This window comes from Brachyspira hyodysenteriae ATCC 27164 (assembly GCF_001676785.2).
Taxonomy (GTDB): domain Bacteria; phylum Spirochaetota; class Brachyspiria; order Brachyspirales; family Brachyspiraceae; genus Brachyspira; species Brachyspira hyodysenteriae.
Map to the genome: position 1 here is coordinate 826913 of NZ_CP015910.2, position 23633 is coordinate 850545.

At 26.8% G+C, this 23633-nt stretch carries 16 protein-coding genes; 8 read left to right on the plus strand and 8 right to left on the minus strand.

The annotated features are described in order from the left end of the window. Positions 1–11 precede the first annotated feature (11 nt). Positions 12–1667, minus strand: coding sequence for a pentapeptide repeat-containing protein (locus BHYOB78_RS03785; protein ID WP_012672055.1), 1656 nt, complete (start codon positions 1665–1667; stop codon positions 12–14). Between the two features lie 280 nt (positions 1668–1947). After that, positions 1948–4383 (minus strand): hypothetical protein, encoded by a 2436-nt coding sequence (locus tag BHYOB78_RS03790; protein ID WP_020064150.1) that lies wholly within the window; start codon positions 4381–4383, stop codon positions 1948–1950. Positions 4384–4891: 508 nt separating this feature from the next. Between BHYOB78_RS03790 and BHYOB78_RS03795 the strand changes: the two genes are divergently transcribed. Then, a complete protein-coding gene (locus BHYOB78_RS03795; RefSeq protein ID WP_012672058.1) occupies positions 4892–5425 on the plus strand; it encodes a Panacea domain-containing protein in 534 nt (177 codons plus the stop codon). Continuing rightward, on the plus strand, positions 5412–5729 hold the full coding sequence (locus BHYOB78_RS03800; protein ID WP_012672059.1) for a hypothetical protein: 318 nt from the start codon (positions 5412–5414) through the stop codon (positions 5727–5729). The genes BHYOB78_RS03795 and BHYOB78_RS03800 overlap by 14 nt, the downstream gene beginning before the upstream one ends. A 3-nt stretch (positions 5730–5732) precedes the next feature. Here BHYOB78_RS03800 and BHYOB78_RS03805 read toward each other — a convergent pair whose 3' ends face one another. Both BHYOB78_RS03805 and guaA read right to left on the minus strand, forming a co-directional pair. Then, a complete protein-coding gene (locus tag BHYOB78_RS03805; RefSeq protein ID WP_020064149.1) occupies positions 5733–6707 on the minus strand; it encodes a DNA-methyltransferase in 975 nt (324 codons plus the stop codon). A 22-nt stretch (positions 6708–6729) separates the two neighbouring features. Further along, positions 6730–8274: a glutamine-hydrolyzing GMP synthase gene (gene guaA, locus BHYOB78_RS03810; RefSeq protein ID WP_020064148.1), complete on the minus strand. Its 1545-nt coding sequence runs from the start codon at positions 8272–8274 to the stop codon at positions 6730–6732. Between the two features lie 482 nt (positions 8275–8756). On the opposite strand from guaA, the gene murJ reads away from it, so the two are divergent. The 6 genes from murJ (at position 8757) to polA (ending at position 18586) form a co-directional block, all read left to right on the plus strand. Further along, positions 8757–10370 carry a murein biosynthesis integral membrane protein MurJ gene (gene murJ, locus BHYOB78_RS03815; RefSeq protein ID WP_020064147.1) on the plus strand — a complete coding sequence of 538 codons (1614 nt, stop codon included), beginning with the start codon at positions 8757–8759 and terminating at the stop codon, positions 10368–10370. Between the two features lie 80 nt (positions 10371–10450). Then, complete coding sequence (locus tag BHYOB78_RS03820; RefSeq protein ID WP_012672063.1) at positions 10451–13345, plus strand: methyl-accepting chemotaxis protein; 2895 nt, start codon at positions 10451–10453, stop codon at positions 13343–13345. Between the two features lie 112 nt (positions 13346–13457). Continuing rightward, positions 13458–13841, plus strand: coding sequence for a rod-binding protein (locus tag BHYOB78_RS03825; protein ID WP_012672064.1), 384 nt, complete (start codon positions 13458–13460; stop codon positions 13839–13841). A 36-nt stretch (positions 13842–13877) separates the two neighbouring features. Beyond that, the gene (locus tag BHYOB78_RS03830; RefSeq protein WP_020064146.1) at positions 13878–14321 is read left to right on the plus strand and encodes a DUF2752 domain-containing protein; all 444 of its coding nucleotides are present in this window, start codon (positions 13878–13880) and stop codon (positions 14319–14321) included. Positions 14322–14427: 106 nt separating this feature from the next. Then, positions 14428–15768 carry a TonB-dependent receptor domain-containing protein gene (locus tag BHYOB78_RS03835; RefSeq protein WP_012672066.1) on the plus strand — a complete coding sequence of 447 codons (1341 nt, stop codon included), beginning with the start codon at positions 14428–14430 and terminating at the stop codon, positions 15766–15768. 55 nt (positions 15769–15823) lie between these two features. Next, positions 15824–18586, plus strand: coding sequence for a DNA polymerase I (gene polA / locus BHYOB78_RS03840; RefSeq protein ID WP_020064145.1), 2763 nt, complete (start codon positions 15824–15826; stop codon positions 18584–18586). Between the two features lie 5 nt (positions 18587–18591). Here the strand turns inward: polA and BHYOB78_RS03845 are convergent, their stop codons facing one another. The 4 genes from BHYOB78_RS03845 to topA are packed head-to-tail and all read right to left on the minus strand — an operon-like array spanning position 18592 to position 23626. Further along, positions 18592–19194 (minus strand): hypothetical protein, encoded by a 603-nt coding sequence (locus tag BHYOB78_RS03845; RefSeq protein ID WP_020064144.1) that lies wholly within the window; start codon positions 19192–19194, stop codon positions 18592–18594. Continuing rightward, positions 19191–20528 carry an AAA family ATPase gene (locus tag BHYOB78_RS03850; RefSeq protein WP_020064143.1) on the minus strand — a complete coding sequence of 446 codons (1338 nt, stop codon included), beginning with the start codon at positions 20526–20528 and terminating at the stop codon, positions 19191–19193. Before BHYOB78_RS03850 ends, BHYOB78_RS03845 begins: the two co-directional genes overlap by 4 nt. 54 nt (positions 20529–20582) lie before the next feature. Next, positions 20583–21530, minus strand: a complete 948-nt coding sequence (locus BHYOB78_RS03855; RefSeq protein ID WP_020064142.1) for an N-acetylmuramoyl-L-alanine amidase family protein — start codon at positions 21528–21530, stop codon at positions 20583–20585. Further along, positions 21476–23626: a type I DNA topoisomerase gene (gene topA, locus BHYOB78_RS03860; protein WP_020064141.1), complete on the minus strand. Its 2151-nt coding sequence runs from the start codon at positions 23624–23626 to the stop codon at positions 21476–21478. Before topA ends, BHYOB78_RS03855 begins: the two co-directional genes overlap by 55 nt. Between the last annotated feature and the right edge of the window lie 7 nt (positions 23627–23633).

Consider the following 23633-nt stretch of genomic DNA (forward strand, 5'->3'; position numbering starts at 1 on the left):
TTATAAGAATCTCAAGCCCCTTTAGCAAATTTCCTAAACGCCTGAACAGTCTGCACCGAGCCGTACCAAAAAGCAATTTTACCTATAAAATAACTTATTGCTCTAATAATAGTATTGTCTTTGTATATATAACTTTCATTAGTTTTATCTAATATTATTTGATTAAAATTTGTAGGTGTTATATATGAAAGAAGTTCTTTTATAAAACTTTTATTATCAATATCTATAAGTATACTAAAAATATAGTTCTGAATAGGAATGAATAATATTAAATATGTAAACATTGAAATAAATATATATTTTGTAATCTTTGTATTATCACATAATGGTATAAAAAGAAATGAAATAAGTACAAATATAAAAATTGGTATATTATAAATATTATACGAAAGAGTAAAAAACACACTTGGAAAAAGAATAGTACAAATAAAAGCCTTAATCCAATTCTGCCCATTGTCGCTATATAAAGAACTTAATTCAATAGAAAGTATATCGCCGAAAGTTTTTAGATTTTTATTTTCTTTAAATTGCTCTTTTAATTCCTCTTTATGTAGTCTAGTTTCTTCTGCTTGATATTCTAATGCTTTTATATAATTAGATTTTTTTAATTCTTCATTTTTTAGTATTCTTGCAGTTTCAGAATTTAATATATTATAAAAATTACTATCTAAGTAATAAAGATTATCCATAATATATGTATTTTTAAGATTTATATTTTTTATATCTATATTTTTTAATATGATTTTTCCATTTATTCTTGTATTAAGAATAGATAATTTTTTGATACATATTTTATTTTTTTGTGAGTTATTAATTAGTGAAATTGAATATTTATCATCTGTAAATATAATACTATTAAAAATTAATTCTGTATTTTCATTAACATTAAAATTATATAATTCAAAATTATTTTCTAATTTTAAATAATGAAATATTACTTGAGAATAAAAAATAGTTCCATTAAAACTAAAGTATTTGAAATGATTATAATAATCTGGAAATTCTATATTTTTATTGAAATTAGCGTGATCAAAAAAAACTTTATTATTAAAATATGAACATAGAAGATTAACATCTCCATTAAATATGGTACATTTAAAAGAAGTTTTTTCATAAAATGAAGTTTGAAACAATTCTAAATCACAATTAAATACAGAATTATCAAAATAAACATAGTTATAGAAATTTGTATCTGAAAAATCTACATCTGAAAAAATACAATTATTAAATTTAGTAATATCATCAAATTTACAATGCCAAAAATTAACACCTGAATTAAATATTGTATTTGAAAAATTAACTGTTTTTTTAAAATTTGAACAAGAAAAATCTATAAATATGCTAAATTTAAATTTAGATAAATCAAAATATTTTTCAAAAATTAGAGTTGATAAATTTATGTAATCAAGATTTAAATATTCAATTTTTTCTATAGATAATAAATTTATAATTTTTCCTATATCAAAACTAAAGTTAACCTTAATAAATTTATCTAAAGTTACATTTATAGGATTTTTATAACCTATGTTCAAAACTAAATCTTTGTTTTCTACTTCATTAATATCAATATTTTTTTCTTTAGATATTTCTTTTTTTTGTTCATTTAAATCATAGATTAACCATTTTATTAATTCTTGTTCATTATTATATTCTTTAGGTTGTTCCATAAAAAACTCTTAAAAAATTTATGATTCAATTATAAACTAAATAATTAAATCATCAACAATATATAAGATAATTAAAAAATTCTAAACAAGGGCTAACAGCCCGCATGCTAATATAGATTAGTTTATATTTTTGAGGCTTGCTAGAAATATAAGGCTGTCCCTTAATGATGTAATTGTTTTTTGTTTCTTTTTTACAAAAAAGAAATGCCATTTTTTTGGTTCTTTTTTTGGGCAAGCAAAAAAAGAACGATAACAATTTGATTTACTTTAATAAAGTAAGTCATTCTTTCAAAAATCCATGCTCATACACCTTAACAGCAATCTTTTTAGCAAGAATATCGAGATTGAATTTAAGGTCGGCAAGTAAAGAGTTGTAAGTCTCATCTTTGGAAGTAGGATTCATACGCCCCTTATCGTTAAATTTTTGGAAAAACGCACGTATATCATAATATGACGCATTAACATTTATGAGATCGAAAGAATGATAATACTTCCATAGTGATAAACCAGCCTTAAAAACCGCCTTAGCCTCTTTAGAAAATTTCAAAGGCTTTGAAGATTTTGTATTGCTAGTAAATAAATCGCCTGAACTATTACTGCTCTTAATTTTGCCTGATAGGAAATCAGTCATGAAATGTGAAGAGAAAGAGTCTTTTGCATCAACTTCAGCTTCAGTGAACGGTATCCAGTGGTTTACAGTATCTTTACCAGATATATGATTTCTTGAATGGAACAAAGCGAAAGCAACACAGTCATTCTGAAACTCGGTGTCATCTTCCCAAGAGCTATTAGGATAAAAAAATTGGTCATTATGATTAATCCAAGTATGATCTATACAATGGCGAACAGATAATGCAATCATAACTTCTATTAGATTATTAGGAGATATATGTATTTTTTGATTATGCTGTGAATCGGATACATAATTAGCAATAAATACTAAATTTTGTTGTTGAAAATCAGCCCCACCTATATTTAACATTCCTAAATCTTGATAATCTCCTTGTGGTCTCAATTCTGAAATCCATTGAGAAAACATTTTTAAATTATCATATGCATAAAAATTTTTTTTGCTATAAATATTTGAATTTTCATTAATGATATCCAATTTTACATTTGTTATTTTTTGTTTTTTAGAGGTATCCCAAATTAAAAATCCTATAGGAAATTCTCCTTTTACATTATCAAATGTATTAGCTAATACAATAAATCCTTTTAAAAAGTTAGGCTGAAATATTTCTCTAAATTTTTTAAAATTAATAGAATTAATATATTTTAAAGTTGAAAAAGAAGCCAATATACAATTATTTATTTCTTTATAAGCTCTTATAAAAAAATGAGCAAAAAGTTCATTACTTGCCTTACTTAAAATTTCTTTGTATTTAAAATATGTATTATTTTCTGTTGTAACTTTATCTTTATGTTCTCCGCTTGATGACATTTTCTTTCTATTTCCAGATTCAGCGTAAGGAGGGTTGATATATATTACTAATTTCTTTCTTTTCTCTTCATCATCTATTATAGCTTTCAAGTCTTTAGGGAGTTTATCAAATTCATCATTCAAAAAATCGAATTGAAATATATGATTTTCAAGCAGGTTAGCTCCGTTCTTTACTCTCTCTTTCATTATTTCTACATCTGCCTTGTCTAAAGTAGAAGCCCAGATATTATATTTATTCGTAAGTCCTGCAAGCAAATTACCTGTACCTGCAGCACAGTCCCATATATAATATTCGTCCTGCCAATTCTCGCCCAATGCTTCTGCAATATATTCCTGACTCTTTTCAACCCATATCTGAGGTGTGAAAAATGAGCCTTTTCTCTCCCTTATATCCTGCGGTACTAATAAATCGCGTCTTTCTATTATATAATCCCAATATTCCTCTTTCGGCGGTCTTTGATATCTTTTCCAAAACTCATTATGTGCCTTCTGCTTATCATAAAAATGTGCTTCCTTACTTGAGGCTAATCCCATATCGTCTATTTTTCTGTCAAGCTCATAATGATCTTCTTTAAGTATTACATATAGTTTTTCTTTTAATGTTAAATTATTTTCGCTTAATAAATCCGCTAAATAAAAATCGGCATCTATTATACCGTATGTTTTAGCCTTGTCCCAATCTACAGATATAGATGTTTTTACAGCATTAAGCCATTTTGAATATATATTAACAAAATTATTCTTATCAATCTGCACTTTCGATAAAGAGTTTTTACCGGCTATAAAATTAACCCTTATAAACTCTTTTAATTCCGTATCATCATCATCAAATTTATAAATATAGCTTTCATTTTTCAAAGTATCTTCTACTAGATTATAAAGCTGTTTAAACTCTTTAGACTCATGATCTGAAGGCGTTACATTCCAATTAAAATCATTTTGATTAAATACATCAAGAACTTTATAATATTGAATAAAAGCTATTTTTTCTGCATCAAAAGCTCCCAAAAATGGGGGAGGCAAATGCTTATCAAAAACTCTTTTCTTTCCTATAGTAAGTATCAGCTGCACAAAAGATTCATAAATATCGTTTTTATTTCCTTTTTTAGCTTCCGCCCACAAAAAATATTCTGTTTCTTTTTTGTCTGCTTCTTTTTTAGGTGCAATACTGAAATCAATCTCTTCTATGATTTGAGTATTATCGAAAGAGTGAAAATAATCTCTTGCTACTTTATTTTTTAATTCTTCTTCTCTGATAGTTTTACTGTAAGACATAAGATTATAATAGTATAATTTATGTCGAAAGTCAATATTTTTGCACTGTTAAAATTACTCAAAAAAAGATAATTTTCTATTTGTGAATTTTTTATTATATAGTATAATATCTAAAGGACAAAGCTATATTTTAAAAGGAGTTTACAAATATGGTTACAGCTATTACTACTACTGACACAACTAATACTTATGTTACGTCAATAGGCGGGGTAAATATCACTGTCAGAAGCAATTTCTCTGACAAAACAGCTACTGTTGAAGTAGAGCCGAAAATTACGGGGGGTGCTTTAAATGTGCAAGGGTGATTTCCCCCTTATCGCATTTATATTATCGGTTCTTTAATTTAATACTTTAGTAAAGTTTTTGTTCAATTATTAAAAGTAATGGAGTTGTTCGTGGGAGACAGCTCCATTTTTTATGCTTGAATTATTGATATTTTTGTTTATACTTTTATATTATCTTATATATTTTCTATAGTTATATAAGATAAATTATAAAGGCGGAATTTATGAATAATAAATATAATGAAAATAAAAAATATGAAACTATAGTGCATTATATAATAAATAGCTGCGATGATATTAGAAAGCTTGGAAGTATTAAATTAAACAAAATACTTTTTTATTCTGATTGTGATATGTTTATCAGAAAAAATAAAACTATCACTAATGATAAATATATAAAAAGACAATATGGACCTGTTCCTAAAAAAATATTGACAATATTGTCAAATCTAGAAAAAAAGAAAAAAATTTCTATAAGAAAGCCTTCTCAAAATAGATTATATGATACAACATTATATTTTAGTTTGACTGATGATATGGATTTGGATATTTTAACAGCAGAAGAGGTTTCTATATTAGAACATTATTTAAAAATTATATCAAATAACTATACAGCTAAAGAAATAAGTGAAATATCTCATGATAGAATATGGGAGTTAGCAGATTTAGGCGAAGAAATACCAATATATACTATACATGCTTCAGAAACTGAAGAAATAAATGCAGATGATATAGAGGCTTTAAGTGCAGCATTATAATATTGAAGTTAATCAAAAAGTATATGATTTTATAGAAAAATATAAACCTATATATTCTGATTTATCTATTCTTTATGATGCGGCTTATTGGAGATTGCAAAGAGATGAAGAAGATTATTTCAATGATAAATTGCAATTGTATATATTAAAAGTAGGTTCAAAAAGCAGTCAAATATCATTATGTTTAGCTTTTGAGAAAGGTATTCAAAAATTAAGCAAAAATACATTTGAAGAAACAAAATTAATTGTTTCAGCTTCTATAACAGATAAAAAAACAAATAAAATTATACAAATTAAAAAATAATAATTATTGATTGACATTTTTTATTTTTTTCTGCATTGATATAGTGTTGCGCTCCCAAAATACACTATCTGTATAGCCCTGTATTTCTTTATTGTTTTCAGCATTTTCGATTCTTTTTTCAGCCCAAGCACAATAGGTTTTATGCTGTTCTATCCCTGAATAATTTCTACCTAATTTCTTAGCTACCACCGAAGTAGTACCGCTTCCCAAAAAAGGATCAAATATAAAATCATTGGCATTAGAGCTTGCTAATATCAATTTCGCTATTAACTTTTCAGGCTTCTGAGTAGGGTGAGCAGTGTTTTCTGACATAGACCAATAAGGTACTGATATGTCATCCCAAAAATTAGAAGGGCATGTGTCTCTAAAATTTCCATCTTCCGTTTCTACCCAATCTTTAGGCTTTCCTTCTATTCTGTATGGAGCTATTACTTTTCTTCTTGTTTTAACATCATCTACATTGAATGTGTATTTATTGGATACGGTAGCAAACCATATATCTTCCATTCCATTCTTCCAATTATTTTTAGCCCCTCTGCCTTTCTCTCTCTGCCAAGTAATTCTGTTTTGTATGTTAAAATATTTTTCTAAAACATTTCCTATTACAAGACTAGACTTCCAATCACAGCATACATATATAGAAGCCTCTTTTTTTAATATTGGAATAATGCTTTCTACCCATAGATGAGTATATTTTTCATAGCTTAAATTATCTATGTCTTTGAATTTATACCCATGATAATTTTTTGATATATTATAAGGCGGATCAACTATCATTAAATCAGCTATATTTTTTTCTATTTTTTTTAATACATCAAAAGTATTGCCGTTTATAGTTTTATTTATAATATCTTCTTTTTTGTATTCTATTATATTTTCATTGTCTATAATACATTTGTCTAGATATGATTTACCTTCTTCTGTATTTATATCAAAATCAATAGTTTTATTTTTGACTGATTTAACTTTAGTATTCATGTATTTTCCGCGATTATAAAAATTATTCCCATTCTATAGTAGCAGGCGGTTTTGAAGATATATCATAAACAACGCGGTTAATACCTTTAACTTCATTTATTATTCTGTTTGATATTATACCCAAAACATTATAATCAATTTTAGCCCAATCAGCAGTCATAGCATCAACACTTTCAACAGCTCTTATAGCACAAACCTGCTCATAAGTTCTTCCGTCGCCCATAACGCCAACACTTTTTACAGGAAGAAGTATAGCAAAAGACTGCCATAATTTTCTATAAAGTCCTGCTTTCTTTATCTCGCTTACAACTATATCATCAGCTTCTTGAAGTATTTTAACTCTCTCTTCTGTGATATCGCCTAATATTCTAACTGCCAAACCAGGACCAGGGAAAGCCTGTCTGTATACAATATCTTCAGGTAATTTTAATTCTAAACCTATCTCTCTAACTTCATCTTTAAATAATTCTCTGAAAGGCTCTAAAAGTTCAAATTTCATGTCCTTTGGAAGTCCGCCAACATTATGATGGCTTTTTATAACAGCAGAGCTTCCTCTTAAAGATACACTCTCTATAACATCAGGATAAAGCGTACCTTGTGCTAAAAATCCAACATTCTCAATCTTTTTAGCCTCATCATTAAACACGCTTACAAATTCATGACCTATTATCTTTCTCTTTTGTTCAGGGTCTGTAACTCCAGCTAATTTATCTAAAAATCTCTTTGAAGCATCAACATAAATTAAATCAATATTGAAATTATCTCTAAATACTTCAACAACTTTTTTATCTTCATCTTTTCTAAGAAGTCCATTATTAACGAATATACATTTTAATTGCTTTCCTATAGCTTTTTCTATTAATACAGCAGCTACAGAAGAATCAACTCCTCCAGAAAGTCCTAATATTACATTTTTATCGCCTACAGTTTCTCTTATTCTTTTTATTTCATATTCTATAAAAGAGCCCATATTCCAATTTCTTTCGCATTTACAAATATTAAATAAGAAATTTTCTATGATTTTTATACCATTTTCAGTATGAACTACTTCAGGGTGAAACTGTATAGCATAAATATTTTTTTGTTTATTTTCTATAGCAGCGAGTTCAGTATTCGGAGTTTTTGCTATAAGTTCAAAACCTTCAGGTATAGATTTAATACTATCTCCATGACTCATCCATACTATATTGCTTTTACCAAATGATTTAAATATGCTTTCATGATTAGTAATTTCAATTTCAGCTTTTCCATATTCACGTTTTTCTGCACCTTCAACTTTTCCGCCCATAGAATAAACTATTATCTGCATACCATAACATATTCCTAGTATAGGCACTCCAAGTTCAAATAACTCTTTATCTACTTTTGGAGCATCTTCTTCATATACGCTTGAAGGTCCTCCTGAAAGTATTATTGCCTTAGGATTAAAATTCTTTATAAAATCTATTGAAACATGAAATGGGTGAATTTCTGAATATACATTTAATTCTCTTATTCTTCTTGTAATAAGCTGTGTAAATTGTGAGCCGAAATCTAGTATTAAAACCTTATCAATATTGTTTTGCATATATTTCCTCTTTTATAAAACTATGAATTTCATTATATTATATTAAAATAATAAAATTTCAATTAATAGTTATCATAATATTTTGATAATTACGCACGGTAAGCTGATTTTTATATAATGAGAATTGCTTTACTCATAACAATTATTATGTATAAAATATTAATCGTGCCTTAATTAGAGCACTAAATTTAAATAATACTAGGGTGGGTGTTCTTATTCATATTAAAGCAATAAAGATAAAGAAAATTATAAATTCAAAATTAAGTATTAAATATAAAAGGGCGGGGAGTGAGAATAAAATTTAAAATCTAATTACATAATAGTTTATAATATTAGTTTAAAAATATTATGTTAAGTAAAATATATTGATTGTTTTTTATTACTTTTTGATTTATATTTTTTATAGTATGTTTGATGTACTGTTATAATTAATTATATTTAAAAATAAAAACTATTAGCAGTTTATTTATAATAGAGGCAATATGTCAGAGAATAAAACAGTAAGTAAAGAAAAGATAGCTAAATCATCATTAAAAATGTCATTGGTAACTACTGTAAGCAGAGTATTCGGACTTGTAAGAGATCAAATACAGGCGGCTTTGCTTGGTACTACATTCATAGCAGATGCTTTTGCAATAGGATTTATACTTCCAAATTTATTGAGGCGATTATTTGCTGAAGGCAATATGGTTGCAAGCTTTATACCTGTATTTACAGAGCTTGAAAAAGAAAAAGGTATTGAAGAATCAAAGAAATTTTTTAGGGCAGTTTTTACATTATTGGGATTAATACTTATAGTAGTTGTAGGCATCGGAATAATAATATCTCCTTTGCTTGTAAAAATACTTTATAAATCTGCACATAATAATATAGAAGCACTTAATTTGGCATCGGATCTATCAAGAATAATGTTTCCTTATCTTCTATTTATATCTTTGGCAGCTTTGATGCAGGGCGTACTTAATATAAGAGGCTATTATTCAATATCAGCTGCAAGTCCTATACTTTTAAATACTGTAATTATATCTATGGCTTTGTTCTTTAAATTCTTTTTACCTAATTTTTTTAATAATATGGCTTATGTATTTGCATTTGCTGTGCTGCTTGGTGGATTCGTACAATTTGCCTATCAAATGCCTTTTGTACATAAACAAGGTTTTAGTTTCAAGCCTTATTTTCATTTTAAAGAACCCTATGTCATAAAGATGATAAAATTATTTGCTCCTGGTATTTTCGGAGCTAGTATATATCAGATAAATTTGCTTGTTTCTACTGCATTTGCTGGAGCTATTGGAGAGGGCAGGGTTTCAGCTGTTACTTTTGCTACTAGAATACATGAATTTGTTTTGGGCGTTTTTGCTGTGAGTGTGGCAACTGTTATGCTTCCTACTTTAAGTAAATTAATAGCTGATAATAAAAAAGATGAAGCTGTTGAAAATTTAGGATATTCTTTAAGGCTTGTTGCTTTAGTTACTATTCCTTCTACTTTCGGATTTGTGGTACTTGGCAGAGAAATTGTAAGAATGATATTTGAATATGGAGCTTTTTCTTCAAAATCTACATATTTAGTATCGAGTGCTTTAAGATATTTATCCATATCCTTATTCTTTGTGGCAAGCTATAGAATACTTGTACAGTCATTTTATGCTATGAAAGATATGAAAACTCCTGTATATGTGGCATTTTTTACCTTTATTATTAATGCTGTTAGTAATTATTTATGTGTTTATATATTTAAATTCGATATTATAGGAATATCTATATCAAGTGTTGTTGCAAATATTGTATCTTTTTGTATACTATATATATTGCTTATAAAGAGAATGGCAGTGAAATCGATAATAAATAAAAAAATTGAGGTTGTAAAGACATTGGCTGCTAGTTTATTTATGGCTGCTTCTGTCTATGGAATGAAATATTATTTATTATACAGCAATGCCGATTCTAGGATAATTTTTATAATTAAAGTATTTATAGTGATATTATTAGGAGTTGTTGTTTATTCTATAATGAACATTATATTAAGAAATGATGATTTTGTTTCCTTTATTAGTATGTTTAAAGGCAGATTATCAAGAAAGTTTCTGAAAAAATAATATATATCATTCTTAATAATAAGAAAAAAGTATCCGATAATTTAAGCAGTAATTTTTTTATTTAATATAAGGTTTTTTCTATGAGTCTAAAAAATAAGGTACTTTTATTAGTTATTATAGTTGTAATTTTAGCATTATCACCAACAATTTTTATAAATACTAGAACCAATAGAGAAGCATTATATAATTCTGCTATGAATATATCGCAGAACTATTTTTATGATGTATCTTCTACTTTTGATAATATATTTACTTCAACTACTGTAGGCACTGTTTCTTTATCGGATATAGCTACTGTATCTTATGATTTATATTCTACAGGAAGTGTTACAGATGTTGCTACTAATTTAAGAAAAATAATATATAGATTCCATAAATCCCAATTAGGTTTGCATCATGTTATAGCAAATGGTATATATTTTGAACCGGATATTATAGAAAATAACCCTTATATGAGAGGACTTTATTCTCTATACTTGTATGATATAGGAAATACAGGTAATATGCAGCCAAAAATAGAAAGTGCTAGTGATAATTATAATCAGGAAGAATTTTATTATTTGGCTCTTCCTGAAAATTGGAATAGAGAAGCTAAAAGACCTAGAACTGTTTATTATTCTTCTCCATATTTAAAAAACATTGATAAGCCTCAAAAAGTTATTTCTTTTTCTTCTCCTATATATTCAAGTATTAATGATAATCTTATAGGAGTATCTTTATCAGATGTTTCTTTGGAAATAGTTCATGAAATGTTTACAAATATAGTAAAAACAGGACCTTTTAATACTGTTATATTTGATTCTAGAAATAAAAAAATAGTTTATCATGATAATCCTAACTATATATTAAGCGATTTGAAGGATATAGAATGGATTAATAATGCAATAGATAATACAACATTTTACACTAATACTAGAATAAGAGAAAATTACCGTGTAGGCGATAATACATATACTTTATTTTTTAAGCAGTTTGATAATGGTTTTTATAATATATTTATGTATGTTCCTACTAGCTTCTTCTATAATGTATTGGTTACAACTAATAATACTATATTTATAATATTAATATTTGCAATTATAGTCATAATAGTAGTTTTGAATATCACTATACCGATATCGTTAAAACCTTTAGATAAGATATCTCAGGAATTAGAATCAGGGGTATTTGATAATAATATATTTGTTAATGTGAGTAAGATTAATTCTAAAGACTCTCTAGGCGATTTAAGTACATGGATAAGAATATTCTTCGATATGGTTCAGCATGTATTTTCAAGCGTATCAAAAACTCTTAAAGTATCAAAAGAGCAAAGTAATGCTTTAAAAGTTAAGATGGTTGATATATCAGAAGCTGCAGGATCTATGACTGAGTCTGTAAGTATGATAATAGATAATATATCATCTCAGCAAACAGAATTTAAACACGTAGAAACAAGTAATTTGGAAATATATAAAATTATAGCTTCCAGCTTGGCTGAATTAATTTCTATTGATGATATGACTAATAATCTTCAAAGTAAAATTGATGATCAGTCTGTAAGTATAAATCAAATTAATTCATTAACTATGACTATGCAGAAAGATATGCAGGAAGTATCTCTTTCTGTAGGTAAGGCTAAAGAGGAATCAGAACATGTAGTATCTTTAGCAGAAGACAGTAAAGAAAAAATAGTAAAAACAGAAAATATTACAAAATCGCTTATAACTTCTATAAGAGGTATTACAGACTTCGTAAACTCTACTATAGATATATCTCAGCAGACAAATATGTTAGCGATGAATGCTGCTATTGAGGCGGCACATGCTGGCGAACAAGGTAAAGGATTCGCAGTTGTTGCTGAAGAAATTAGAAAATTAGCAACTACAACAAATTTGCAGTCTGAAAAAGCTTGGAAAATATTAAGAGATATAGAAAAAGAAATGAATCAGATTATGTCAAGTATGACAGAAAGAATAATAACTACAGAAGATATGTTAGTTAAGCTTCAGAATTTTGTTAATACTATGACTAAAGTTAAAAAAGTTGCAGATGAAAAATATGATTCTACAAAAGAAATAAGTGTTTCAATAGAAAGTTTATATAATGCAGTTAAAGAAATTAAAGAACAATATACTAATTTACATGGCCGAATATCTGTAGCTAAAGATGATTTAGTTAATCTTTCAGATTTCTCTAAGAAAAATGATGAGGCTATGAAGCTTGTATCTGAAAATAGTGATGATATAGTTAGTAAAACACAGGATATGGGAAATCAAATAGGAAATGTATTTGGTCTTATCAAAGAAATAGAACAGCTTTCTAATGTGGCAAGCGATTCTGTGGATATGTTAGAAAAAGAAATGTCTAATTATGTTATCAAAGATTTTGAGGATGTTATTAAAGAGAAAATCAAAATCATTAATGAAGGCGATAGAGCATACAGCAGACATGCATTTGTTCAAAGTATTTATAAATTTGTTGTTGCTACTTTTGGAAAAGAGAAATTCCAAGCACTTTTGGATCAAATGCCTGAAGAATGCAAAAAAATATTTAGAGATGTTAAAAAGACTAAATTTAGAAAGAAATATCCTTTATCTACATCCTGCTTTATACCTATGACATCAATAATGGATGAGTTTTATGACGGAGCTAGAGAAGGAATTAGAGAAAAAGCTAGATATGACTTTAAAAAGTTTCATTTTACTACAAAATTATTTATAAAAGTTGCTAAGAAGAATGCTTTAGCTGATGTATTCGTTAATTTCACTAAGAAAATGTTTAAAAATATACATGTAGAAGTTGTTAAAGCAGAAAAGAAACGTATTATTTATCATCTTCATTATTTCCCTAATTATGATTCTATGATAGAAACTTATTATGATGAGATGATAAAAAATATATTCAGATTCAAATATCCTAATGGATCTAAAGTAAAAATGACTAAGTCAATAAGTAAAGGATATATTTATACCGAGTATATAGTAACTTGGTAATTAAATAATATATATAAAGCCTGAATCTTAATGGTTCAGGCTTTTTTATTGCTAATATAATTTTGATCATTTCCGATATAATTAACGATATAATTTTATTATAGGAAATATTATGAATATAACTGATAAATATAATTTAAGCATGGGCAGTGCCAATTTGACTAAATTAGAAAATGCTAAAAAACAATATGGAAATGCTAAATTCTCTATAGATGAAACTACAACTGAAAATGTAAATAAAGCAATATCTAAATATGATAAGGATTTTGAAAAAAAACGTTTGAGACAAGTATCTGAAGATTTTGAAGCTTTGATGATTAATCAAATGCTTAAAGAAATGAGAAAAACTGTTAATAAGACTGGTTTGATAGATGGCGGTATGGCAGAGCAGATATTCGAAGATATGCTTTATGATGAATATGCAAAAGAATTCTCAAAAACAAAAACTTTCGGACTTGCTGATATCATATATAATCAAATGGAAAAATATGTATAATATAGTTTTAATTTATAAGCATAATAATTTAATATTATGATAAAAATTTTAAAACTTTTATTAATATCTTTTGCAGCATTTTTTATAATCTATGACAGCAATAAACATTTTGATAAATATCATATAGCAATAGATAGATTATGTATGATAAGAAATGTTACCGGATTTCCATGTCCAGGATGCGGAATGACAAGAGCACATATAGAGGTTTTAAAGTTAAATTTTAAAAGAGCTTTTTATTATCATCCATTATTCATATTTCCAAGTATTATTTTCTTTATAATCATATTCAAAAAAAAATTCAAAATAGCAAATTATATTTATAATAATAATTATATTATAATGGCTATGTTATTGATATTTATAATAGTATATATTGTCAGATTTGTATTATTATTTCCAAATGAAGAACCTTTCACATATAATTATGATAGTGAATTTTACAAAACATTCAAAATTATAAAATATATACTTAAATAGCTATAATATGTAAATTTGTTTTACAATATTGATTTTTCAAATTTCTATTTTATTGGTTTAATTTTATGCATTGTTTAACGATATAAGTGAGATAGGAATTTAAAATATGACAGCTTTATTAATGATATTGTTATATATATTTTTGTCTTTTCCTATTTATGCTGAAGATGAAATTCCATTTGACTATGAAGCTATACAAGAAGAAACAAATGAAATTCAGGCATCTCATAAAGAAAAACAATTTCTTTTAGATAGATCCATTTATATAAGAAAAAGTCAAATTAAATCATCTAAGTCAAGAAATATGGCTGAACTGATAAAAGAATATTCTAATATAGATATAAAAAATAAAACAGTATATTCTCAGTCTACATTTATATTGAACGGAAAAGTACTTAATAATGATGAAAAAAAAGTATACTTATTTTTGTATGATAAAAATAATATAGATTCAATAAATATTAATTATTATGCATCAAGAGGAAGAATAGTATATGATATCTTAAGTAAAAAGTATTCTAAATCTGAAGAACTTTTATACACGAAATTATCAAGAGATATTAAGCTTGAGGCAGATCAGACAATAAAATATGTAAAAACTCAAACCAATGAAAGTAAATCTTCTGGTAAAATGAATTTGCTTGAGTATAATTTAAAAAATCAGAATAACAGCTCATTAAACTTTAATTTAGACACTTCTGGTGAAGAGAGAGGATTCAGCAGCAGAAAAAGTAAAACAGCAGATTTTAGATCATATGTTAATGGAAATGTTAATTTTAAATTAAATCCTGTAAAACAAGTAAGTTTAACAGGTAAATATTTTGTTAATATGCAGACAGATATTGCTATGCTCAATAAGGGATATACTAATAATATAAAAAATCAAAATCTTTATCAGGGAGGAAATATAGGTATATCATTAAAACCGCATGATATAGTTACTTTAGAAGCATTATATTTCATAAGTTCAAAAAAAGATTTAATTACAAATAATAATCAGTATCTTACAACTCAGGGAAGTAAAACAAGTATAATATTTAATATACCAATAAAAGATATTAGTTCAACTATAAGAATAAAAGGGAATTATTCATATTTGGTAGGTAAAAATTTATATAATGTAAGTGTTAATAATAATGATTTGCCAGGACTTCCTAAACATCAGTTTAATACCTCATTAGAATATATATATAGCAGAAATTCTGATTTTGAATCTAGTATACTTTTGAATGTTCAGTATATAGGTAATCAATATAATAATACAACTAAAACAGATCTGGATAAAGCTTATACTACTTTTGATATAATAAGTTCATTTGTATTTAAAAAATATACATCATTAAAGTTTGGTGTAAAAAATATATTAGATGTTAAATATGAAACTATTAAAGGTTATCCTATATCCAGCAGAGAATATTTTGTAAATGTTACATCAAAATTTAAATAGTTAATTATAATTCTATATTTACTTATTTCCAATAAAATAGTATAATGACAATATTATGAAAAAGACATTTCTTATTATTGATGCTTTTGGTATACTTTATAGATACCATTTTATATTTTTGAAAAGACCTCTTTTAAACTCTAAGGGTCAGAATGTTTCATCTATTAACGGTTTTATGAGAACTTATTTTTCGCTTATTAATACATATCCGGCAGAATATGTTGCTATAGCTTTGGATAGTTCAAGAAAAACTTTTAGAAATGAAATATATAAAGAGTATAAAGAGAATAGAGAAAGTATGCCTGATGATTTAAGAAGCCAAATACCTATACTATATAATCTTATAGATGCTTTGGGTATATCAAGAATAGTTTTGGATAATTATGAGGCTGATGATATAGTAGGTACTATTGCTGAGAGAAATAAAAAAGAGAATATAAAGACTATAATTTATTCTCCTGATAAAGATATACTTCAGCTTGTGGATGATGATGTAAAGGTTGTTGCAAGTAATAAAGATAATGAACTTATGGAATATGATGCTCAGGCTGTTAAAGAAAAAAGAGGAGTTTATCCTAATCAAATAATAGATTTACTTTCTCTTATGGGAGATGCTTCTGATAATATACCAGGAGTTAAAGGAGTAGGAGAGAAAACTGCTTTAAAACTTCTTGATGAATATAAAAGCTTAGATGGTATATATGAGAATATTGATTCTATCAAGGGTAAGATTCAGGAAAAATTACTTGAATCAAAAGATATGGCATATATGAGCTATAAACTTGCTACCATTGAAAGAAATATAGAAGGTTTTAATTTAGATTATAATGAGATAGCAAGCAGTAAAATAAATATCGATGAAGTTAATAAAATATTAGATGAATTAGAATTAAAACAAATTAGAGATAAAATCAATTCTTATATATACGGTTCTTCTAAAAAAGAAGATAAAGTAAAAATATCTAATGATAAAATAAACAAAGATAATGATTCAAAAACTGAAGAGGCTCCTATATTAAGCGCCAAAGATAATAAATCAAGCTATTATTTGATAGAAAATGAAACAGAATTAGAAAATCTTTTAAAAGATATTAATAGCAAAAAACTTGTATGCATAGACTTTGAAACTACAGGACTTGATACTTTTAAAGATACTATTATAGGAATTTCATTTGCCATAAAATCTAATGAAGCATTTTATTTAGATTTAAGCGGCAGAACAAAGATAGATAAAGATAAATGTATGAATCTTGTATTTGATACATTGGAAAAAGAAGATATAAAGGTTATAGGACATAATCTTAAATATGAATACAAGATGATGAGAGCAATAGGCAAAAGTATAGGCAATATGTATTTTGATACTATGGTTGCTGCATATTTGATTAATCCTACAAGAGGAAGATATAATATGGACGATTTAGCTATTGCTTATCTTTCATACAATACTATCAAATATAGCGATTTAACTGATAATGCTAAAAAGACATTATTAGATGCACCTTTAAAAGATGTTGTAGAGTATGCTTGTGAAGATGCTGATGTAACATTTAGATTCTATGAATGTTTTGCTCCATTACTTAAAACACATAATCTTGAAGAATTATTTTTTAATATAGAAATGCCTTTAGTTAGCGTACTTGCTGACATGGAATTTGACGGTGTTTATATAAGCAGTGAAAGAATGAAGGCTTTATCTGATGAATATTCTTCACTTTTAGAAAAAACAAAAGAGAAAATATATGCAGAGGCTGGAGAAGAGTTTAATTTGCAGTCTCCTAAACAGCTTGAATACATACTATTCGATAAAATGGGAATACCTCCTACTAAAAAAACTAAAACAGGTTTCTCAACTGATGAAGAAGTATTAACAGAGCTTTCTCAAAAATACAAAATAGCAGAATACATGCTGACATATAGGAAATATGCAAAATTAAAAAATACTTATCTTGATGTATTCCCTACTTTGATAAATGAAAAAACAGGAAGAATACATGCTTCATTCAATCAAACTGTAACAGCTACAGGACGTTTATCATCATCAGAGCCTAACTTGCAGAATATTCCAGTGAGAGGTGAAGAGGGCAGAGAGATAAGAAATACATTCATACCAGAAAAAGGTAATTTGCTTATAGCTGCCGACTATTCTCAAATAGAATTAAGATTATTGGCACATTTCAGTAATGATCCTGCATTGGTTGAGGCGTTCAAAAATAATGATGATATTCACAGAAAAACAGCAATGAAAATATATTCTGTAAGTAAAGAGCATGTAACTGCTTCAATGAGAAATATTGCTAAGATAATAAACTTCTCTATTATTTACGGTAAAACAGCATTCGGACTTTCAAAAGAGCTTGGAATAAAAAGAAAAGAAGCTGAAGATTTTATAAAAGGATATTTTTCAACATATTCAAGAGTAAAACCTTTCTGTGAGGAAGTTGTTGAGGAAGTGAGAAATAAAGGTTTTGTAAGAACTATGTGCGGAAGGATTAGGGATCTATCAAAGACTATAAATTCTTCAAATGCTATGGCTAGAAATGAGGCTGAAAGAATGGCTTTAAATACTCTTATTCAGGGAAGTGCTGCTGACATGATAAAGGTTGCTATGGTAGCTATACATAAAGAGTTTAAAAATCATTTGAAAACAGCAAAAATAGTTATGCAAGTTCATGACGAATTAGTAGTTGAAGTTTCAGAGGCAGAAGCAGATAAGGCTATGACTATAATGAAAGAGATAATGGAGCATTCTGTCAAAGCTAATGTACCTATAACTGTTGATATACATAAAGGAAACAGCTGGGGAGAAGTTCATTAATAATATTAAAAATATTTTAATATAAAGTCTTTTTCAAAACTTTCAAAAGATGATATTTTGACATCTTTGAAATAACGGCTTTTATAATCTGTTGTCAATCTTGCACAATCTTCGTTCATGTTAATTCTATTTCTATTTTCTTTATTTTCTGAAGTATTGTTTTCTGAATTTTCATTTGCTATTAGATAATAATATATATTTAAATCCAAAATAGAATTAAATTTAATATTTGCATCTATCATTTTATTAATTATTTTATGTATTGTTATTAAACTTTCTATGCCTTTTAATTTTATTTCATTTTTTAATTTTTGCTTAAAATCTTTACTGTTTTCTGAATTTATTAATAAAGATGTATTTTTAAATTCTATTAAATATATTATATTATTCTGTATATGTATCATATCAGCTGATTTTGGTCTGTTATTCTTTTTTATATTAAGAGTTATTTTATCAAAATCAAAAACTTCTGTATCAGAATTTATTTTGCTTATATCTTTATCAAAATCTTTGCATACTTCTGATATTTTATCTTTACAATTATTAAAATCTGTATTTAATATATTATTTAATTGATTTGTAATATAGTTTATTTGTTCTGATGTCATTTTTCTGATTCATTCCATAATGTATCTTCATCTAATTTTCTGTAGGCATCAGCTAAAGTTTTGTATATACTTTCTATATCATCATTAACATTTTTTATTACAGCATAGCCATCATCTTGTTTTTCACTTAAATAAAAATTAGTTTTATCGGCAATTTTTTCTGACTTTTCAGAATATTTTTGTATAGCTTCTATAAAGTATGGGCTATGAGAATTAATTAAAATTTGTATATCCAATTCTTCAGCCATTTTTACCATAAGTTTAGCATATTCAATTTGCCATTTAGGATGTAAATGCACTTCAGGCTCATCAAGTATTAAAATATGTTTATCATTGAAAATTCCTGCTTTAAGAAGTAAATCTATTATAGCAAAAGATTTTATTCCTACAGCAGTATTTGAAAGTTCTATATAATTATTATTTTTCTTGAAGAACATTGTATCTTTTATGTTATCATATTCTATAGACCCATTTATATTGTTTTGTATTTTATCCGATATTCTTTTTATTTTATTAAATTCTTCAAAAAGAGAATAATCAGTATCTATAATAGATTTATTCCTATTTTCAATTATTTTTTTACTTAAATCTATTAAATGATTATCAACTGTATATTTTTTTAATTTATAAGGAGTTATATAATTTTCTATTATATTAAATATAAATGGAGTTTCTATATATGTTATATTAGATGCATATACATTGCCTATTAATTCATCATCATTAAATTGATTATTTATAATATCTATGTTTATAATTTTATTATTATCTTCTAATATAGATATATTTGATTTTTCACAATTAAAAGATTGTATATTATTTTTTAATTCATTTAATATATGCTGCTTGATACTATAATGTTTTATTTCATTAATGTTTGGTTTATTTGCCAATATATTAAAATATTCTTTTATATCATTTTCTATACAGTTATATAAATCATATTCCTGAAGATTTTTTTTATATTCGTTAAAAAAATTATTATTTAAATTATTTGTATCAAAAATAAAATGTTCTAATGTTTCACCTATATATTGCTGAAATCCTACAAAATCTAAGTCTCTTATTCTAATTAAAGAATGTTCATCTTTCCATTTTTTTAAAAATTCATTTTCTAATTTTCTTACTATATTTCTTAATATTGGATATATTTTTATTTCTTCAACATATTCTTTGTAGTTTTTTTCAGCATTGTTTAAACCAGCAACAACAGAATATAAAGCTTTTCCAACTGTACTTTTTCCTGTATCATTTTCACCAGCTATTAAAGTAAGCCCATCTAATGTGATATCAGCTTCTTTGATCATTCCTATATTTCTTAATTGAAGTTCCATATTGATTCCAAGTTATTATTAAATGATTTAGTATATTATTATATATTCAAAAAATTATTTTGTAAAACCTTTAGTTTTCTCAAAAAGTTCTATGTATTGCTTTATACCTTCGGCAGTTGCTTTTACCATTTTTAGTCTTGTTTCTTTAGTGTTCATAAACTTAGCATCATCAGGATTTGTTATGAATCCTAATTCTATTAATGTTGAAGGCATAACAGCACCTTTAAGAACATAAAATAAAGCATTCTGTACAGGTTTAGTTCTTCTTGCCACCCCTGAAACTTTAAGAACTTCTTCTGTGATTGATTCAGCTAATAATTTACTTTCCTTTTGATACTGTTCTATAAGCATAGAGTTATGAGTTATCTGTGAGGAATCTTTTTCATATTTTGAAGTGTCTATATTATCAAACTTTACCAAAGCCTCATTTTCAAACATAGAAACTGCTCTTGCATATTCGCTTGACTCCTGAGCACTAACAAAATAAGCCTCAAAACCTCTAGCACTCGGACTGAATGAAGCATTGGCATGTACACTTACAAATAATGCATTTTTTGCTTTATCAGTATTTATTTTTGCAGCATCATTAGCTATTTCAAAACGCTTTTCAAGAGTAGGGTAGGTGTCTCCTGTTCTTGTAAGTACTATTTTTACATCTGGGAGTATTTCTTCCAATTCTTCTTTTAATTCTAATGAAAAGGCTAAAACTATATCTTTTTCAAATAATTTATTTACTCCAACAGCTCCTGGGTCTTTTCCTCCATGGCCTGGATCTATAATTATTGTAGATATAGTTTTCTCGCTGAATTTACTTACAGCAGGATTAAAAGCCTCTTTCAAATCTTCTACTTTTATATTTAAATTATTTAATTTTATCTTGTCATTATTTTGCGGATAAAGTAAATAACAAGTATTAAGCAGAGTTAATACGATAATTAATATTAATGTTATTCTTCGTCCTCTTTGATTTCCTCCGAATAACCGCAATCTTCCTTGATACAAACCTTAAACAATCCTTTGTTTTTAATATTCTTCTCAACCATGAGTCCGCCGCATTTAGGACAAGGTTCTTGAAGAGGTTTATCCCAACTTACGAAATCGCATTTAGGATAATTAGAACAACCATAGAATTCTCTTCCTCTTTTTGAACGTTTTAATGTTATGTCGCCTCCGCATTTAGGACAAACACCAAAAGATATTCCTTTAGTATTTTTACATTCAGGGAATCCGGAACAAGCTATAAAATATCCGTATCTTCCCAAACGTTTAATCATCTTCTTACCGCATTTTTCACATACGAAATCAGTTTCTTCATTGAAAAAGTCTTTCATATTGTTAATATTTTCAGTAGCTGTTTTCAATGTATCCAAAAAATGAGGATAGAATTCTTTTAATATATTATTCCATTCTATATTATCGTCTTCTATTTTATCAAGTTTACTTTCCATGTCGGCAGTAAAGTTAATATTTACAAGTTCAGGGAAATTTTCGCTTATGAGCTCATTAACAAGCTTTCCTAATTCTGTAGGTACTAATTGTTTTCCTTTTCTCTGTACATAATGCCTTGATATTATTGTTTTAATAGTTGGGGCATAAGTAGAAGGTCTTCCTATTCCTGATTCTTCTAATATTTTTACTAATGAAGCATCTGTATATCTTGGAGGAGGTGTTGTGAAATGCTGCTGAGGATTATTTTCAACAAATTCACATACATCATCTTTTGATAAATTAGGCATTTTTGAAGCTTTTTCTTTATCTTCTTTGTCTATTGTAAGAACTTTCATAAATCCGTCAAATTCTATTTTTGAAGAAGAAAGAGAAAACTCACAATCGCCTGCAACTATTATAGCTCTTGTATTTTTCATTTTTGCTGGAAGCATTTGAGATGATACAAATCTCTCCCATATAAGTTTATACAGTTTATATTGATCTGTTTTTAAATATTCTTTAATGCTGTCTGGAGTTAAAAATACATTAGTAGGTCTTATAGCTTCGTGAGCGTCCTGAGCATTCTTTTTTACTGAATATGTAGGAGGTTCTGGAGGTAAATAATTGCTTCCGTATTCTTTTTCTATAAACTCTTTAGCCTGTTCCTGAGCAACAGGAGATATCCTTACACTGTCAGTACGCATATAAGTTATTAAACCAGTTGCCTCTCCTGCAATGTCAACACCTTCATAAAGTGACTGAGCTACCTGCATAGTTTTTGAAGCACTGTATCCTAATGCACTGCTTGCCGCCTGCTGAAGTTTACTTGTAGTATATGGAGCTGTAGGGTTTCTTAATCTGTCTTTTACTTCTATACTTGCAACAGTATAAGTTTTGTCTTTAAGATGCTCCATTATATCTTCAACATCTTGTTTAGTTTTTAAATCTGGCTTTTCGCCTTTATATTTTTGAAGTTCTGCTAAAAACTCTTTATTTTTATGCTTTAAAAATACTCCGAAAGTCCAATATTCTACAGGTACAAAAGTTTCAATTTCATCTTCTCTATTACAAATAATAAGCAAAGCTACATTCTGTACTCTTCCTGCAGAAAGTCCTCTTTTTATTTTATCCCAAAGTAAAGGGCTTAAATTATAACCGATAAGTCTGTCTAATACTCTTCTTGCCTTTTGAGCATTAACTTTTGAAATATCTATATCTCTAGGCTGATCAATAGCTTCCTTTAATGCATCTTTTGTTATTTCATGGAAAACTATTCTTTTTATAGGAACAGCTGAGTTTACACCTCTTATTTTATTTCCTATATGCCAAGCTATACTTTCTCCCTCTCTATCATCGTCGGCAGCTAGCAAAACTTCTTCCGCTTTTTTTGCCTCTTTTTTCAAATCATTTAATATTTTAGCTCTTCCTCTTATAGTGATGTATTCAGGTTCAAATCCATGATCTACATCTATAGCCAGTCTGCTTCTAGGCAAATCTATTAAATGCCCCATTGATGACATTACAAGATAATCAGAGCCTAAATATCTATTAATTGTTTTAGCTTTCGCCGGAGACTCCACTATAACAAGTTTTTTCTTTTTAGACTCTTTTTTATCTTTTGTCTTTTTACTTGTTGTTTTTTTTACTTTTTCCTCTGTTGTTGTAGCCATAGTTAAA

Excerpts from the sequence above, each read along its gene's own strand:
- polA (WP_020064145.1), top strand. The coding sequence starts at position 15,824 with ATGAAAAAGACATTTCTTATTATTGATGCTTTTGGTATACTTTATAGA.
- BHYOB78_RS03835 (WP_012672066.1), top strand. The coding sequence starts at position 14,428 with ATGACAGCTTTATTAATGATATTGTTATATATATTTTTGTCTTTTCCT.
- murJ (WP_020064147.1), top strand. The coding sequence starts at position 8,757 with ATGTCAGAGAATAAAACAGTAAGTAAAGAAAAGATAGCTAAATCATCA.
- BHYOB78_RS03805 (WP_020064149.1), bottom strand. The coding sequence starts at position 6,707 with ATGAATACTAAAGTTAAATCAGTCAAAAATAAAACTATTGATTTTGAT.
- BHYOB78_RS03820 (WP_012672063.1), top strand. The coding sequence starts at position 10,451 with ATGAGTCTAAAAAATAAGGTACTTTTATTAGTTATTATAGTTGTAATT.
- BHYOB78_RS03830 (WP_020064146.1), top strand. The coding sequence starts at position 13,878 with ATGATAAAAATTTTAAAACTTTTATTAATATCTTTTGCAGCATTTTTT.
- BHYOB78_RS03785 (WP_012672055.1), bottom strand. The coding sequence starts at position 1,667 with ATGGAACAACCTAAAGAATATAATAATGAACAAGAATTAATAAAATGG.
- BHYOB78_RS03825 (WP_012672064.1), top strand. The coding sequence starts at position 13,458 with ATGAATATAACTGATAAATATAATTTAAGCATGGGCAGTGCCAATTTG.
- BHYOB78_RS03795 (WP_012672058.1), top strand. The coding sequence starts at position 4,892 with ATGAATAATAAATATAATGAAAATAAAAAATATGAAACTATAGTGCAT.
- guaA (WP_020064148.1), bottom strand. The coding sequence starts at position 8,274 with ATGCAAAACAATATTGATAAGGTTTTAATACTAGATTTCGGCTCACAA.
- BHYOB78_RS03845 (WP_020064144.1), bottom strand. The coding sequence starts at position 19,194 with ATGACATCAGAACAAATAAACTATATTACAAATCAATTAAATAATATA.
- topA (WP_020064141.1), bottom strand. The coding sequence starts at position 23,626 with ATGGCTACAACAACAGAGGAAAAAGTAAAAAAAACAACAAGTAAAAAG.
- BHYOB78_RS03850 (WP_020064143.1), bottom strand. The coding sequence starts at position 20,528 with ATGGAACTTCAATTAAGAAATATAGGAATGATCAAAGAAGCTGATATC.
- BHYOB78_RS03790 (WP_020064150.1), bottom strand. The coding sequence starts at position 4,383 with ATGTCTTACAGTAAAACTATCAGAGAAGAAGAATTAAAAAATAAAGTA.